Consider the following 16,570-nt stretch of genomic DNA (forward strand, 5'->3'; position numbering starts at 1 on the left):
ACGGTTTATCCGATGGTGCTTTTTTGTTTTTCACCCCGAAATCCGGTCAAAACTGCCCCGATTGAGATGGTTTCATTTTTCTTTGAAAATCGGTCAGAAAACACTTGCCTCCGTCCGGTGGGCTTTATATAAACCGCGCCACGCACCATGCGGGTGTAGCTCAGTTGGTTAGAGCGCCGGCCTGTCACGCCGGAGGCCGCGGGTTCAAGTCCCGTCACTCGCGCCATTCCCTCCCGATGGGAATGAAACAAAAAAGCACCACGGTTCATCCGATGGTGCTTTTTTGTTTTTACCCCCGAAGCCCCTCCCTTCCTGCCTCGCAGAATCAGATTTCGACCAACAACAATGCCTGCGCACATGACACCGTCGAAAAATCAACCATTTGCACGGTAAATTCTGGTGAAATCTGTCATTTGTTCAGTTTTGCGGCAATCCTGACCGTCTGGTCATTGATTAATCGTATAAATTATGCTCAGCTTTGCGGGCATTAAGCGAAATACTTGCAGGCCGCCCCACTTTCGGGCTTGTAGGCATTGACCGCGATCTGCCTGCCGTGCGCCGACCGGTGCACAGCCCCGGATTGTTGTTTGATTGTCTATCGGTCTTCGCCTTGGCCTGCAGTCCCACAACAACAAACGGGAGGCGCATCATGCGCAAATTAATCGCAGGGCTGGTCATGGGGACCGCGCTCGCTACCATGCCGCTGGCGGCACAGGCTGAAACGCCGAAAAACGTGCTTGTCATGGCGAATGCCATTGATGACATGATCACCCTTGATCCTGCTGGCATGTTCGAGTTTTCCGCCCTTGAGTATGAAGGCAATACATATGATCGCCTGATTACCTTTGATAACGACGATGTCTCAAAGATCTCCGGTCAGGCTGCCGAGAGCTGGGATATCTCCGAAGATGGCAAGACCTTCACCTTCCATATCCGTAAAGGTATCAAATTCGCCTCCGGCAATGATCTGACCGCTGAAGATGCGGCCTTCTCGCTGCAGCGCGTGATCCTGATTGATGGTTCTCCTGCATTCATCCTTGGTCAGTTCGGTCTGACCCCGGAGAACGTCAAAGAAAAAATCCGTGTTATCGACGACTACACCTTCTCGATGGAAGTTGATCAGCCTTACGCACCAAGCTTTGTGCTGTATTGCCTGACCGCTGGTGTTGGTGCTGTTGTTGACAAAAAGGTTGTCCTTGAAAACGAAGTAAATGGCGACCTTGGCGCAGAATGGATGAAAACCAACTACGCCGGTTCCGGTCCGTTCAAACTGAACAAATGGACACCGGGCGAAACCCTTAGCCTGACCGCGAACGAAGACTACTGGGATGGTGCGCCCGCAATGAAGCGCGTGATCATTCGTAATGTCAAAGAAGCCGCATCGCAGCAGCTGCTTCTGGAAAAAGGCGATATCGATATCGCCCGTAACCTTGAAGCAGACCAGATCGCAGCCATTTCCGGCAATGACGACCTGAAAGTCATGCCGAAGGGCAAAGGCGCTCTGTGGTACCTTGGTCTGTCCCAGAAAAATGAATATCTCTCGAACCCGAAAGTTCGCGAGGCTCTGAAATACCTTGTCGATTACAAAGGTATTTCCGAAACCATCATGGCCGGTCGTGCACAGACCCATCAGGCATTCCTGCCCGAAGGCTTCCTTGGTGCCTATAACGAAAATCCGTACAGCCTTGATATCGAGAAAGCAAAAGCGCTTCTTGCCGAAGCAGGCCTTGCTGACGGTTTCTCCGTAACCATGGATACCCGCAACACCACCGCCGTCATGGCAATGGCACAGTCGATTCAGGCAACCTGGTCGCAGGCCGGTATCAACCTGGAAATCATTCCGGGTGACAACAAACAGACCCTGACCAAATATCGTGCCCGTCAGCACGACATCTATATCGGTCGTTGGGGCCCGGATTATCAGGATCCGCACACCAACGCTTCGACCTTTGCCTGGAACCCGGACAATTCCGACGATGCATCGGCAAAGCCGCTTGCATGGCGTAACTCCTGGAACCCGGGCAGCATGACCGAAGAAACCGATGCTGCGATCCTTGAGCGTGACAATGCGAAACGCGAAGCAATGTATATCGAACTTCAGAAAAAAGTTCTGGCTGATGGTCCGTTCGTGATCATGTTCCAGGAAACTGAAATTGCTTCGATGCGTGGTAACGTGAACAACTTCGTTCTCGGCCCGTCATTCGACACCAACTACTATCGCTTTGTCACCAAAGACTAAGGAGACAACGGTCGTAATGTCCGCTGTTACACGCAAAAACCGGGACGGGCGCACACGCGCCCGTCTCATTTCCGGCAAGGCAGGAAGCTTCCTGCGCATTGCCTTCTCGCTCGCCATCACATTCTTTGGCCTGCTGCTTGTTACCTTCCTGATCGGTCGCGTTTTGCCGATTGATCCGGTTCTGGCCGCAGTCGGCGACCATGCTTCACAAAGCACCTATGACCGCGTTCGCGAAGAAATGGGGCTTAACCTGCCACTTTGGCAGCAATTCTTTATTTATGTTTCCAACGTCCTGCAGGGTAATTTCGGCCAGTCGGTTCTGACCTCGAACGCTGTGCTTGACGACATCAAACGTGTCTTCCCCGCGACCTTGGAACTGGCGACCATCGCCACCATCATTGGCGTTGTCCTTGGCATTCCCGCTGGCGTATTTGCTGCGATCAACAAAGGGAAATGGCCTGACCACGTCGTGCGTGTGATTGGTCTTGCCGGATATTCGATGCCGATTTTCTGGCTCGGCCTGATGGGACTTCTGGTCTTCTATATGAAACTGGACTGGGTTGCCGGGCCGGGACGCCTTGATGCCTTCTATATCGATTTTATCGAGCCGACCACGGGCCTGATGCTGATCGACACATTGATCGAAGGCGACATGGATCTGTTCTGGAATGCGGTATCGCATATCATTCTGCCCGCTTCGATCCTTGCCTATTTCTCACTGGCCTATATCGCCCGCATGACCCGTTCCTTCATGCTTGAACAGCTTAGCCAGGAATACATTCTGACCGCACGGGTCAAAGGCATTTCCGAACATCGCATCATCTGGCGTCATGCGCTGGGCAACGTGATGGTTCCGCTGGTTACGGTAATTGCCCTGTCTTACGCCAACCTGCTCGAAGGATCGGTTCTGACTGAAATTATCTTCGCATGGCCGGGACTTGGTCTTTACATCACCAACTCGTTGCTCAATGCCGACATGAATGCTGTTCTTGGCGGAACGGTTGTCGTTGGTGCGGTCTTTATTGGCGTGAACATGCTTTCTGACGTGCTTTACCGCCTGCTCGATCCCAGAGCGCGGAGATAATCATGAATACACAAGCTCACATCTCCAAACCGGGCCTGAAACAATGGCTGACATCTGACACGCCAAAATCACGCTTTCAGGCCAAATGTGGCCGTGCATGGCTCGGCTGGATCAAGTTTTCCGAAAACAAGCTGGCCATGATCGGCCTTTCGATTGTGATCGGCCTGATCCTTGTCACCATTTTCGCACCACTTCTGGCCCCCTATGATCCGCTGGCTGCTGATCTGACCAACCGTATCCAGTCACCTAGTGCACAGCACTGGTTTGGCACCGACCAGCTTGGTCGAGATATTCTGTCGCGCCTGATCTATGGTGCGCAATACACCCTTCTGATTGTCGGTCTTGTGGCCATTACCGCCGCCCCGCTTGGCCTTCTGGTTGGCACGGCTGCCGGTTTCTTCGGGGGCTGGGTCGATGCCACCCTGATGCGCATCACCGATATCTTTCTGGCCTTCCCGAAACTGATCCTGGCACTGGCCTTTGTCTCGGCACTTGGTCCGGGACTTGAGAACGCCATCCTTGCAATTGCCATCACCGCATGGCCGCCCTATGCGCGTATTGCACGTGCTGAAACCATCACGGTGCGCAAATCCGACTTCATCGAAGCTGCCCGCTTGCAGGGCACATCGAATATGGGCCTGATCGTCGGCCATATCATGCCGATGTGCATGAGCTCGCTGGTCGTGCGTGTCACCCTTGACATGGCGGGCATGATCCTGATTGCAGCGGGTCTTGGCTTCCTTGGCCTTGGCGCACAGCCACCAATGCCCGAATGGGGTGCCATGGTGTCTGACGGTCGCCAGTTCCTGCTTGAACAATGGTGGGTTGCGACCGTTCCCGGTATTGCCATCTTCATCGTCAGTCTTGGCTTCAACCTTCTGGGTGATGGCCTGCGCGATGTTCTTGATCCGCGTGGAGGGGATTGATCATGAGTAACGAACCCCTTCTGACGGTCAAGAACCTCGAAGTCACCTTTAACACCCCGAAGGGTGAAGTGAATGCCGTACGCGGTGTTTCCTTTAACCTTGGGCGTGAACGTCTTGGCATTGTGGGTGAGTCAGGATCTGGCAAATCCCAGACCGGGCGTGCGATCTTGGGTCTTACCGCAGCCAATGGCCGCATTACCGCTGATCAGCTGACCTTCCACGATGTTGATCTGGCCAACCTCACGCCCAAGCAATGGCGCAAGGTGCGCGGTGCGCGTATTTCCATGATCATGCAGGATCCGAAATACTCGCTGAACCCGGTCATGACCATTGGTGACCAGATCATCGAAGCCTATCGCGAACACCACAAGGTCAACGCCAAGGAAGCCCGTCATCGCGCGATTGACATGCTCGAAGCCGTCAAGATCCGTGACCCGGAACGCGTTTTCAATTCCTACCCGCATGAAGTATCGGGCGGCATGGGGCAACGCGTGATGATCGCCATGATGCTGATCCCTGATCCCGAACTGATCATCGCCGATGAACCGACATCGGCCCTTGATGTCACGGTTCAGCTTCAGGTGATGGCAATTCTTGACGATCTGGTACGCGATCGCGGCATGGCACTTATTTTCATCAGCCATGACCTTCAACTGGTTTCAAGCTTCTGCGACCGGGTTCTGGTGATGTATCAGGGACATGTGGTCGAAGAACTTGCGGCCTCTGCCCTGCACGAAGCCAAACATCCCTATACCAAGGGCCTTTTGAACTGCTTGCCGAAAATGGATGGCGATCATGGCGATCTGCCGATCCTTGAACGCGAAGCAAGCTGGGCAGAAGGATAAGAACATGATCGAGATTTCAAAACTCAATGCCTGGTTCGATGATCATCACGTTCTGAAAGACGTCGATATCTCTGTACCTGCAAATGGCTCGTTCGGTCTGGTTGGTGAATCCGGATCGGGCAAATCGACGGTCCTTCGCACCATCACCGGCCTTGTTGATGACTGGGAAGGCAACATACTGGTCAACAGCAAGGAACTGGGTGCCAAGCGCGACAAGGCGTTTTACCGTCTTGCCCAGATGGTGTTTCAGGACCCGTTCGGATCGCTTCATCCGCGTCACACCATCGACCGCATTCTGACCGAACCGGTCAATATTCACGGTCTTGGCAATTCCGATGCCCGTGTGGTCGAGGCGCTCAATCAGGTCGGTCTGGATAATTCGTTCCGGTTCCGTTACCCGCACCAGCTTTCCGGTGGTCAGCGTCAGCGCGTGGCTATTGCCCGTGCACTGATCCTTGAACCCAAGATATTGCTGCTTGATGAACCGACATCGGCCCTTGATGTCTCCATTCAGGCCGAGGTGCTTAACCTTCTCAGCCGCCTTCGGCGCGAGCTTGGCCTGACCTATATCATGGTCAGTCACGATCTCGCCGTTGTTGCGCATATGTGCGACGATATCGCCATCATGAACCATGGCCGCATTGTCGAACGTGCCACCGCAGAACAGCTTGCCGAAGGCAAACTTGAACATCCCTACTCCCAGCAGCTTTACAAGGCCGCCGGGGGTTATGACCGTGCTGTCGTTGACAGCTTTGTCGACTGGGATTGATCTGATCTGTGCAATGCCTGAATACGGGAACCTGATTGAATGACGATTGCCACCAATCCCTCACGCCCGGCAAGCTATCGCCCCAGCTTCACCTGGGATGCCCATGCCTGTCTGCCGCTTGATGAAAAGACGCCCGAAAGCCTGCTTGATGAGTATGTGAAGGGCAATGTGGATTATGTCTGTGTCAATGTCGGCATGGACATGAACACCATCCCCCACATCATGCGTGTGATTGCCGCCTTCCGGGCCAAGATCGCAGCCCACCCGGACAAATACATGCAGATCGAAAAGTTTGACGATCTTGCCATCGCCAAATCCAAAGGCCTGCTGGGTGTCGGCTTTGATCTTGAAGGATCGGTCATGCTCCAGGACATGCCCGAAATGATCCCGGTTTTTGCCAAGCTCGGCGTCAAGCAAATCCACTTTGCCTATAACCGCAACAATTCGGTCGCGGGCGGCTGTCACGATGTAGATATGCCACTCACCGACCTTGGTGTGGAAATGGTCAAATCGGTCAATGCCAGCGGCATGATCATGGATTGCTCGCATACCGGGCGGCAAAGCTCGCTTGATATCATGCGCGTTTCATCAAAGCCCGTGGTGTTCAGCCACGCCAATCCCAAGGTTCTTGGCGGTCATGAACGCTGCGTCGATGATGAACAGATCAGGGCCTGCGCTGATACCGGCGGTGTGATCGGCATTTGCGGCTTCCAGCGCTTCATCAAATCCCCGAACGCACCCGAAGTTCCCGATATGGTCCGCCATATCAAATATGCGGTTGATCTGGTCGGTGTCGATCATGTCGGCATCGGCCTTGATACCATGCCCGAAGTCGCCGGATGCAACGACTTCCCTGATGGTGTTGACCGTTCATATTACTGGCCGGTCACCAGCGGCTATGGCCCCGGTGCAGGTGGTGCAGCGGTGTTTGACCCGAAAAAGCTCCCTGCCCTTGCCGACGCCCTGATTGGCATCGGCTATTCGACCGATGACGTCGACAAAATCATGGGTGAAAACTTCATCCGGGTTGCGAAGGCCAGTTGGTAGCACATCTCCGTTCGGCAAGCATGCGAGAGAAACTGGAAAGTTTTTTAGGTATCTCGCATGCTTTCTTTCCCAAACCTTGCAAGTGCCATTTCAAGAAACGCGCGCAATCGACGCGAACGACGCATGTCCCTGTGGTATCCGACCCATGTAGTTCTTGAAGGAGGCCTCTCTGCCAGCGGCAATTCGACAAGCCCGGAATATGATCGGGCCAGCAACCTTGGCAACACAGCAGCTCCAACTCCTTCCTGGCACAACCTTGCCTGAACATCGCGGCTGTTGCTGCGACCAGCAATGTGCGAATTCGGAAACATGGACTTAAGCCACCTGGCATCGGGCATGTCCGAAAATGCATCGTCCATCGTAATGACATTCATTACCTCCGGCCGGTCGGCGCTATGGCCGTCCTGAACATAGACGCCATACTCAACGGTCAGAATTCTGCGTGAGATAACATCAGGCTCGGTAAACGGAGTAATCCGGAAAACGATATCTGCTTCTCTGCGAGGTAAACTCAATAGTCGCGCGTCCGTTAGAAGTTCGACACTGACATTCGGATAAGACCGGCAAAACTCCCCGATCAACGGGGACAAAACATGCCACCCGAACCAGTCTGAAGACGAAACACGCAGGCTTCCATCCAGAGATTTTTCTGACCCGGTTAACTCACGCTGCAGGGCAAAGGCTTCCTCTTCCATGCGCTCTGCATGACCCAGAATAACGCTACCCTCGTCTGTCAGAATAAATCCGTCCGGTGTTCTCTGAAAAAGGCGGCATCCCAAACTGTCTTCAAGTTTCTTGATGCGCCGCCCCATTGTTGGCTGCGTCATTGCAAGTCGACGGGCGGCGGCGCCAAGCGTCCCTTCCCGTGCGATTGCCAGAAATATTTCGACGTCACTCCAGTTCATCATACCCATTCTTTTTTGCATGAACATTTCTCATTATCCTTCATTTCCATTCACAAATCAAACTCTCACAATCAGACCATCCAAATCAAACAGGAGTAAATCTGATGACCAAAATGAAAGCCGCTCTCCTCGAAGCATATGACCAGCCGTTCCGTATTACAGAGCTTGACCGACCTGTCCCGGCAGAAGGCGAAGTTCTGGTACGTATTGCAGCAAGTGGTGTAAATCCGCTTGATTCCAAAATCCGTTCGGGAAAAGCCGCACATGCTCGTCATCCGCTTCCGGCTGTTCTCGGCATTGATGTCGCAGGAACCATCGAACAGGTGGGACCGGGTGTAACCTCGTTCCATGTCGGCGAAGAAGTTTACGGCATGACGGGTGGCGTTGGCAGCGTCCAGGGATCTCTTGCCCAGTACGCGGCTATCGATGCGCGGTTGCTTGCCCCAAAGCCCTCGAATTTTTCCATGCGTGAGGCCGCTGCACTACCACTGACATTTATCACCGCGTGGGAAGGCCTTGTTGATCGCATCGACTTGCAGCCTGGTCAAACCTTGCTTGTGATCGGCAGTGGCGGCGTTGGCATGAATGTTATCCAAATTGGAGTGGCACTCGGCGCCACGGTCTATGCCGTAGATTCCGGTACAAAAGCCGATACGATCAGATCCCTGGGTGCAACACCAATCGACTATCAGGAACAGGCCGTCGAAGACTATGTCAAGGAGCACACCAACGGCAAAGGCTTTGATGTGGTCTATGACACGATTGGCGGCGCAGGACTTGATGCCGCATTTGCAGCAGTTACTCGATTTGGTCACGTGACCAGTTGTCTGGGATGGGGAGCCCACTCCCTCGCCCCTCTTTCCTTCAAGGGTGCCAGTTATTCTGGTGTAGCCCGCCACATGTTTCTGGAGTGTTCGTCACTTGTATCTGGAGGAAGCGGAAAAACGTTTTCTTCCGATCTGAGAGCATTCTCAGAGGCCTTTTATATCACTCTCAGAAGGCTCAAAGAAACGGCCACAGCACTGTACCACTGTGGCCGTTCCGCGTGTAGGAGTAGAGGTTGGTAACAGCAACGGCTCACGCGATGAACTTATTGGTATTTTTAGAGATAAATTGCCATGCCGCCAGTTATGTCTCTCGACCAGCTATCCATCCTTGATCAAACCCAATCTGACTATCGTTTCTGCCACCTCTCGCTTTGAAGGCACAGGGACGCCCTCTGGCAAATGCTTTGGCAAACTTAGCCATGCCTTTCCTATATTGCCTTTAGCGCCTCCTTTCAGGATACGCATGAAAGGTAAAACCCACGGCGGTGCGGTATTATCCTCTTCCGGCTCAAAATACTCAGGTGCCGGTTCTATTTCGGGCAAGATCTCCACCTCAACGTCCACATCGTCATAGGACCTCGGCACAGCCAATATCCGCGATATCAGCGCATCGAAAGCACGAGCCGGAAGATCCGAGTAATGATATTTGAATCGCTTGCCGCCTAGTCCCTTCGCATCAAGTCTGCGCCAGCCACGGGCGTTTGCAAGCCGGGTAATTGCGGCCTTTGAGGCAGGCATCCCCGGCAACCGCAAATCAAGCAATTCCTGTGCATCATACCATTCCTGAATACGGTTTTTATCGTGCAAAACCTGAACCAGCACGGCCTCAAGATATGTTGTCCGACGCTGGCAATAGGCCCATTCTTCTATGGGCACCTGCACTGTCAGGTCGAAACTATCGGTTTTGTCCGTCATGCAACCTCCATAAAACCGAAGTGCCGGATAAACCCGGCACCGGTACAGGTCAGGCAGTAGCGGCCATATCCGTGCCGCTACTATCCGGATCAATGTCGGAGATTGCACCGCTGTCGCGGAGTTGTTCGATTATCCGCTGGACGGTCTGTTTTTTAAGATTAACCGCTTTGGCGATTTCCTCGACTGGATGACCTTGGCGATAGGTCGCAATGATTGCATGGTCACGTACAGAGAGCTTTGGATAGCTCTCATCAGCACTTGATGTTGTCGCATTTTCCTGCTGACTGCTGTGTTCTGTCGAGGCCATTTTATGCATCATCATCCCGGCTCGCAGTCCCCGTTGCTCAGCTTCCCGCAACTGATGATCCAGATTTTCCGTCCCGGTACGATGGAATTGTTCGTCAAGTTCATCTGTTGCAATCGCTATGTTTTTACGGATTGCGCCGACCAGCGTCACGAGCCCGGAAATTGAATTATTCAGAGGATTGCGGTCCAACATGCTCAAATCCTGACTGCCAGAGATCAGGCAATCTATCAGGTCCAAAACATCCATTGAGTCCTGAAGCCCTTCCATAGGGCTGTGGCTATTGAACGGATAAGGGTTTTCCATAGGGTTTCTCCAGTGTGCTTTCTAGGGCATCCACTGTCTGCGACCACCGCAGACAGCCGGGGGCTAGAAACCGTCACTGGTACGGCACCATGACCTTTGGGCTTACGCCTTGGACATTCGCCATGGTCCCCCGGCCTGAAATCCGCAAATGTAGGCCTGTCGGAATTCAGGCACAAAAAAACACCTTCAACGACCTCAATCTAGGAAGCCGTTCGGCGGTGTTTGCCGCCAGTGGATGGGTTTCTAGGCCCGATGAAAAGATATTCGCATGGGCCGGTTTCGTCAACCTGTTTGAGAACGCAATGATTGCGTTCTCCATAATGGAAAACGACACAATGTCGTTCTCCATATTTTCTGAGGTGCCTATTGAGAACGACATCGTGTCGTTCTCGCAGCGTGGTCGATGCAAACGACACGATGTCGTTTGCAAACTTGCTATGAGCTACCTTGAATGTTTGATTTAACAATGGACACGGTGTCCGTTGCTAAACGCAATCATTTCGTTTAGCAGATTTCTTTACGATCCACCCATTGCGTAGCCTGCATAGACGGATGGCACAAAATCGGGGTTGTCGGATTTGACTTCCTTGACCCGCATGTTTGACGGGGCGTTCTCGAAGGAAACCTTAACCTCACCACCAAAGCGGCCCTGAGGCTGCCCATTTTGCCGCCCGATCGCGGGTGCTATCGCCGACGCGGCATTGCCCATAGCACCGGGCATCTGACCAAAGCCGCCGGCATCGACACCAATCCGTTCTTTGACCCAATCAGGCATCCAGTCCATCAATTCGGTCACGGCAGAACTTAGCCAGGCAATCAGTTCGGACATTTTTGCCTGCATACCTTGCAAGAGACCATCAATCCATTGCCCGCCAATGGCCGAAAGGCTGAAACCGGAGAAGGTCGAAAAGACGCTTTTGACGAATGAATTGAATGTCTCTTTGACACCTTCCCACAACTCAGAGAAGTACTTTCCGATAGGTGCCCATGCCCGCTTGATGGCAATCGATGCGCGTTGCATCGCCTCAATAAAGAACGTCGAAACGGCTTCCCAGTTGTAAACAACGAGGGCCAACCCAGCCAATGCCGCGACCACCGCAGCAATCGGGGTCAAGAGTAGACTGAACCCTGTGGCAAACACCCCAGCGGCAGAAGCCGCAAGCCCCAGACCGAAAACCAATGGCCCAATTGCAGCCGCCAGAACACCCGCAACAAATGCAACCTGTGTCAGCAAGGGATTTGCCTTTGCGAAATCCCGGAAACCAGCAGTCACGCGCTGAATCGTAACGATCAAGCCATCCAGCCCGCCTTTGATGCCAAGCATTTCGGTCATTACTTCGCCGATCTCGGTAAAGAACAGGCCGATATTATCCATCAATGTTGAGAGTTTGCCGAATAGGGTTTTGGACTGTTCTTCCATCTGTTTGTGGAATACGCCGCCCTGCGCTGTCATGGTTTCCATTGCTCGGGTGAGAATGTCGAAGCTGATCCGCCCCTGAGACGCAAGTTCGAATATCTCGTCTTTCGATTTTCCCAGCCCTTTTGCCAGTACGTCAATGACTGGAACGCCCCGGTCAGAAAGCTGCAAAAGCTCCTCGGTCATAGCCTTTCCTTTGGCCTTGACCTTGCCATAGATTGCGGCCATTTCAGTCAGTGGGATATTCGCACCAGCCGAGATATCGCCCAGCATGGTGAGCTTTTTGATTACCTTGCCACCTTCAACGCCGAACGCGAGAAGTTGTCTCGCGGCCTGTCCGATCCCTTCCATCTGGAAGGGTGTGCGTGCAGCGAACTCAGACAACCCCTGAACCATTTTCTTGGCAGCGTCTCCACTGCCCAACATAGTTCGGAACGATGTTTGAAGTTGCTCCATTTGCCCGAATGCTCGCAAGGCAAAGCCACCAATTGCCGCAAGAGGCGCTGTCACCTTCATAAGTGCTTCGCCACCAAAATCGCGGAACCGCTGCCCCACATTACGGGCAGCTTGACCAAGCGCCTGTAACCGTTCCCGCGCGGCAGCAAGATTTGCCTGAAGACGATCCAGACGCGCTCGGCGAGCAATATCGCCTAGTGCAGCGCCGATCTGGCGGGCCGGTTTGGTTACCCGATCAACGGCCTGAATGATCATCTTGAGATTCAATTCGCGAGACATGGTTGCTCTCCAGTGTTTTTTCCAAAGCGCACAAGCCCGAAAATCGCCCCGTCAGTGCGCGTAACATGATTTGATAGGGATGGGTGCGAAAACATCGGACACACATCTCTTAGCGGCTCTTATCGCCTCTTAAGCAATGGAATAGGCATTGCCAGAAGGATTATGATCCCTTAACGTCAAGCATCAGGATCGAAGAGTGCAATCTGGTCACGGCGAGACGCCCAACCTCGCTACGATCTAGTGGTCGCATCTGGACGATATTGCACCGACCAGATTGCAATATTGAAGCATACTTCAAAAATAATGGATGATAAGGCTGCGTATCTCCCGGAACAGTTCCGGGAGTTTTCATTTTGTCTATCCGTGAAATGTTCCGGTCTATTCAAATGGATCGGAATAACATGCGCCATTTACCGGATATCTATTACCATCAATCTTTTTTGGCATTGGCCGATATTATCGGGTTTCATGCGGCCTTCACATTTGTGAATGCGATGCCTCAGTCAGACCGTTTCTATATCCCGAAGAAGTTTGTGGCTGACCACAGGATTTCCCTGACTGTTGGTGATGATAATTTCCGTAAGCTCATTGATGCTTTCGGTGGCTGTCATATTCTGATCCCGAAATCACCAGAAGTCTCCAGTAAGAAACATCGCATCATCGGAGTACTGATGGAGGGCAACCTGTCTCAGCAGGCAATCGCTCAACGGTTTAACGTCACTGAACGTTACGTGAGGAAAATCTTCGCTGAATTGCGTGACATCGGGGTTGGACGCCCCGAAACACCTGACACCCGCCACCCTCAAATTTCACCTGAACTATTAAGAATACTGGGATGGAATGCTGACAGCCCCGAAAGTTTAATTGCAAATTGCAATGAACAGACTGCCGCTCGTGTCGCGACTAAGCTCAATTTGCCACAAGAAAAGTGCAGCAGCGTGCGGAGCCTCATCAACTCGATATTGAAAGATACGCCTCTCACCAAACGGGCGATATCCTGCCTTTCGGCTTCCAATCAGATCGCGTACCGGGAAAATCCCGTACAATTTCTGGCAAAACTTAGAGCCGCTGCCGAACCAAATGGCCACGCCATCCTCCAAAAGGATACTGTAAAATGACCGATACCCTGATGGCGATGCAGACACCGCAAGAAGATGCATACAAAGGGCGCTTCAAAGTGCGGGTTATCCGGGCAGGGTTGTCGGGTAACATGAATTTTTATCCCGACGAAACTTTGAAAAAAGCGGTACCTCTTTTTGAGGGTGTCCGGGTTTTTGTTAAATCTGACAACGAACATCTGAAGAGCCAAGGTAAAGATGTTCGCAATTTGATCGGTAGAATTGTTGATGTGTCTTTCTCTGACGGACAATCTCCTGACACCGGTCAGATTGAAGGCACTTTGGAAATGATCGATCCGACCGCTCCTGAATCCCAAAAGCTGAAGTCAGCGTGGGACCGAAAAATGACCGACCTAATGGGTCTCTCCATAGATGCAAAAGGAAAATCTACAGTCGGCAAAATTGGGCGGCAGCGTGCACGCATCATTACCGATTTTTCGGCTGTTAGTTCCGTGGATTTGATCGTTGAACCCGGTGCCGGTGGTCAAGTCCTCAACCTGATTGAAAGCAATGGAGCTCAAGAAATGGACCCGCAATACCTGAATGATGAAGACGTCAAAGCCACCGTCAATGCCACTCGCTTGCCTTTGGTCGCCAAACAGAAATTGATCAACCAAAATTCGTCCCCCTCTCAGGTGACCTCCGATGACTTGCGGGAAGCCATAAATACAGAGGCCGACTATTTGGCATCGGTATCCGATAGCGGGAAAGTTAAAGGCTTGGGTGATGACGCTTACCACTCAAATAGCCGCGTCCAGATCCTCGAAAGCCGGGATGAAAAGGTCAGCAAGATGCTCGATGCGTTTTTTGATCCTTCGGACCGTTCAGTTATTTCAATCCGCGAGTGCTATCTGGATATCACTGGCGACCGAACTTTTTCCGGAATTTTGCGCAACTGCGATCAGGCACGGCTTCGGGAATCTCTTGGTAGTCAGAGTTTTGGTGATGTTCTGGGTGACAGTATTTCTCGTCGTCTTGTCGCCGAATACAACAATCCCAGCGTTTATGACGTTTGGCAAAATCTTGTCAGCATTGTTCCAGTGAATGACTTCCGTGCCCAGGAGCGCACGCGGTTTGGTGGCTATGGCGACTTGCCGAAAGTTCTAGAGTCAAATCCATACACCTCGCTGTCCTCTCCAACCGACGAAAAAGCCACCTACTCGGTAGAAAAGCGTGGCGGCACTGAAGACCTCACTCTCGAAATGATCACCAACGATGATGTCGGCGCGGTCCAACGCATCCCGACAAAATTGGTACGATCAGCCAAGCGAACTTTGTCAAAGTTTGTTCTGGATTTCCTGAAAAACAATCCTGTCGTTTATGACGGGGTTACCTTGTTCCATGCCACTCACAACAATCTGGGTACGTCAGCACTTGACGCGGCATCGGTTGCTGCTGGAAGGCTTGCTATCAAAAGTCAGCCAGAGAAGGATTCCGGCGAAAAGATCGGGATCGGGCCGCGTTTTCTCTGGGTGCCGGACGAACTGGAAGAAGAAGCTGTCAATCTGTTTCGTAGAAATACGGAACAGGACAAAACTTTCATCCAATCTCTCAGCCTTGACGTTATCCCGGTTTGGTACTGGACAGATGTGAATGATTGGTGCCTGTCAACTGACACCAATGACGTTCCCGTTATTGAACTCGGTTTCTTGGGTGGAACAGAAGAGCCGGAAATTTTCGTTCAAGACAGTCCGACCAGTGGATCAATGTTCACGCACGACAAAGTGACTTACAAAATCCGCCATATCTATGGCGGCACGGCGCTTGATTATCGCGGGGTCTACAAATCCGTAGTCGCCTAATCGACCTTGGGCCACTGGCAGCTTCTGGCCCAATGCCGCCACCATGTAGATTGTGCTTCTCACGTGGTGGCGGCTTCCCTTTTCATATCTTGGCAAATCAATAGGATCGTAATGGACTTCGCAGAACACAACTACGCAGACGCCGCAGTCGATCTAGCGGAACAACTAGATGATGTTCCTCTGATGATCGCCGATGTGGTACTTGACGATGTGCGGCGGTACTTGTGGCTGCGACAATTCTCCGGTGCCTCGAAACAGGCATTAATTCTTGGTATGACAACCGAAGAAACAGAGCAGGCCATCCAGATTGCCAACTCATTGGATGGATCAGTGACCTTGAATGAGGCCGAAGAAATCATCCACGAAGCAAGGGCGATAATGTGGGGGGCAACCTTCTCTCAGATACCTCGTTCACACTTTGCTAAGAGCATTCTGGCCAATGCCGGAAAAAAGGGTGAGAGTGTCCATTAATCTGTGCTGACGAGAAGTTTTTATTTACTCTTCAGCATGCACCAGAAAATGAAACTTCCTGAATTTTAACAAGTCATATCAGCTACATACAAAGAACCGTAAACATAGAGAGAACCAGTAAGCAGACTTTACGGTTGCGGTTCTAAACCGTAAAACCGAAACTTCTGTCAATCCGAATGAATGGTCAGGTAATTTACCCAAATTCGTTCCGGGTTGGGCGAAAGTTATCGACCGAAATACCCACTCGTCAACAGTGTTTAAGCATCTGAACTATAACAATAATTATTGAAATTTTGATCAACTCGGAAACTATCGCTGAAGTGGGAAAGTTCGTTCCGACTTCTCTCGCCCAACCCGGAACCACCGACAATGGCCGCGACTACCTTGATCCCGCGCAAACATTAGATTAAGAGCCGATTTAGAGACCGTTCAGTGCGCACTGACTTTCTCCAACTTCAACTGGCGAAAACTGTGACTTTCCGTTTTACTCCAGATTCAAACACCTTTTGGGTGCGGGCCAATGCAACACCGCATAAGATGTTTATTATCAATGCCATCCCACTAAGTCCCGCCTTATCCCGGTATATCCCGGATTACTCTAAGAACAAGTGACGGTTAACATCTGGTGTCTTCACCCTGATGCCTCTTCTCGACAACGAAGGCCGTGCCCATCATGGTGACATCATGCGCAAAGCCACACAGCTGGCCGAGGCAGGCAAGCTCTCTGTTAAACTTGACCCCCGCAACTTTGGGCTGACCGATGTGCTCGAAACCCACAATCTGCTGGAAAACCGCCTGAATGAAGGGAAGCTCGTAATTTCCATTTCACACTAGGTAAAATGTCTCAGGCAATGCCGTGA

General features: G+C 52.1%; 16 protein-coding genes and 1 tRNA gene. 13 read left to right on the forward strand and 4 right to left on the reverse strand.

Annotation, left to right across the window (positions count from 1 at the left end; all coding sequences use genetic code 11):
• Positions 1-149 precede the first annotated feature (149 nt).
• The 7 genes from TH30_RS20700 (at position 150) to TH30_RS20735 (ending at position 6,910) form a co-directional block, all read left to right on the forward strand.
• Positions 150-226: transfer RNA gene (locus TH30_RS20700), tRNA-Asp, on the forward strand.
• Between the two features lie 423 nt (positions 227-649).
• Positions 650-2,239 (forward strand): ABC transporter substrate-binding protein, encoded by a 1,590-nt coding sequence (locus TH30_RS20710; RefSeq protein WP_114099991.1) that lies wholly within the window; start codon positions 650-652, stop codon positions 2,237-2,239.
• A 16-nt stretch (positions 2,240-2,255) separates the two neighbouring features.
• Positions 2,256-3,323 (forward strand): ABC transporter permease, encoded by a 1,068-nt coding sequence (locus tag TH30_RS20715; RefSeq protein ID WP_114099992.1) that lies wholly within the window; start codon positions 2,256-2,258, stop codon positions 3,321-3,323.
• A gap of 2 nt (positions 3,324-3,325) precedes the next feature.
• Entirely contained in the window at positions 3,326-4,249 is a 924-nt protein-coding gene (gene nikC, locus TH30_RS20720) for a nickel transporter permease (protein WP_114099993.1), read from the forward strand.
• Between the two features lie 2 nt (positions 4,250-4,251).
• A complete protein-coding gene (locus tag TH30_RS20725; protein WP_114099994.1) occupies positions 4,252-5,094 on the forward strand; it encodes an ABC transporter ATP-binding protein in 843 nt (280 codons plus the stop codon).
• 4 nt (positions 5,095-5,098) lie between these two features.
• Complete coding sequence (locus TH30_RS20730; protein ID WP_114099995.1) at positions 5,099-5,863, forward strand: ABC transporter ATP-binding protein; 765 nt, start codon at positions 5,099-5,101, stop codon at positions 5,861-5,863.
• Between the two features lie 39 nt (positions 5,864-5,902).
• Positions 5,903-6,910: a dipeptidase gene (locus TH30_RS20735; protein ID WP_114099996.1), complete on the forward strand. Its 1,008-nt coding sequence runs from the start codon at positions 5,903-5,905 to the stop codon at positions 6,908-6,910.
• 44 nt (positions 6,911-6,954) lie between these two features.
• Here the strand turns inward: TH30_RS20735 and TH30_RS20740 are convergent, their stop codons facing one another.
• Positions 6,955-7,836 (reverse strand): LysR family transcriptional regulator, encoded by an 882-nt coding sequence (locus TH30_RS20740; RefSeq protein WP_258548812.1) that lies wholly within the window; start codon positions 7,834-7,836, stop codon positions 6,955-6,957.
• Between the two features lie 83 nt (positions 7,837-7,919).
• Between TH30_RS20740 and TH30_RS20745 the strand changes: the two genes are divergently transcribed.
• The gene (locus tag TH30_RS20745) at positions 7,920-8,882 is read left to right on the forward strand and encodes a zinc-dependent alcohol dehydrogenase family protein (RefSeq protein ID WP_114099997.1); all 963 of its coding nucleotides are present in this window, start codon (positions 7,920-7,922) and stop codon (positions 8,880-8,882) included.
• Between the two features lie 78 nt (positions 8,883-8,960).
• Here the strand turns inward: TH30_RS20745 and TH30_RS20750 are convergent, their stop codons facing one another.
• Positions 8,961-9,557, reverse strand: coding sequence for a DNA-binding protein (locus tag TH30_RS20750; RefSeq protein WP_114099998.1), 597 nt, complete (start codon positions 9,555-9,557; stop codon positions 8,961-8,963).
• A 49-nt stretch (positions 9,558-9,606) separates the two neighbouring features.
• Positions 9,607-10,167, reverse strand: a complete 561-nt coding sequence (locus TH30_RS20755; RefSeq protein WP_114099999.1) for a helix-turn-helix domain-containing protein — start codon at positions 10,165-10,167, stop codon at positions 9,607-9,609.
• Between the two features lie 89 nt (positions 10,168-10,256).
• Here TH30_RS20755 and TH30_RS20760 point away from each other — a divergent pair, with 89 nt between their 5' ends.
• Positions 10,257-10,631: a hypothetical protein gene (locus tag TH30_RS20760; RefSeq protein ID WP_147252103.1), complete on the forward strand. Its 375-nt coding sequence runs from the start codon at positions 10,257-10,259 to the stop codon at positions 10,629-10,631.
• A gap of 53 nt (positions 10,632-10,684) precedes the next feature.
• Here TH30_RS20760 and TH30_RS20765 read toward each other — a convergent pair whose 3' ends face one another.
• Positions 10,685-12,319, reverse strand: a complete 1,635-nt coding sequence (locus TH30_RS20765) for a tape measure protein (protein WP_114100001.1) — start codon at positions 12,317-12,319, stop codon at positions 10,685-10,687.
• Positions 12,320-12,672: 353 nt separating this feature from the next.
• Here TH30_RS20765 and TH30_RS20770 point away from each other — a divergent pair, with 353 nt between their 5' ends.
• The 4 genes from TH30_RS20770 (at position 12,673) to TH30_RS20785 (ending at position 16,544) form a co-directional block, all read left to right on the forward strand.
• Complete coding sequence (locus TH30_RS20770; protein WP_147252105.1) at positions 12,673-13,437, forward strand: helix-turn-helix domain-containing protein; 765 nt, start codon at positions 12,673-12,675, stop codon at positions 13,435-13,437.
• Positions 13,434-15,239 carry a phage major capsid protein gene (locus TH30_RS20775; RefSeq protein ID WP_114100003.1) on the forward strand — a complete coding sequence of 602 codons (1,806 nt, stop codon included), beginning with the start codon at positions 13,434-13,436 and terminating at the stop codon, positions 15,237-15,239. The genes TH30_RS20770 and TH30_RS20775 overlap by 4 nt, the downstream gene beginning before the upstream one ends.
• 111 nt (positions 15,240-15,350) lie before the next feature.
• The gene (locus TH30_RS20780) at positions 15,351-15,710 is read left to right on the forward strand and encodes a hypothetical protein (protein WP_114100004.1); all 360 of its coding nucleotides are present in this window, start codon (positions 15,351-15,353) and stop codon (positions 15,708-15,710) included.
• Positions 15,711-16,349: 639 nt separating this feature from the next.
• Positions 16,350-16,544, forward strand: coding sequence for a zinc-binding dehydrogenase (locus TH30_RS20785; protein WP_114100005.1), 195 nt, complete (start codon positions 16,350-16,352; stop codon positions 16,542-16,544).
• Positions 16,545-16,570 lie beyond the last annotated feature (26 nt).

It is taken from the genome of Thalassospira profundimaris (assembly GCF_003326795.1).
In the GTDB taxonomy this organism is placed as follows: Bacteria; Pseudomonadota; Alphaproteobacteria; order Rhodospirillales; family Thalassospiraceae; genus Thalassospira; species Thalassospira profundimaris_C.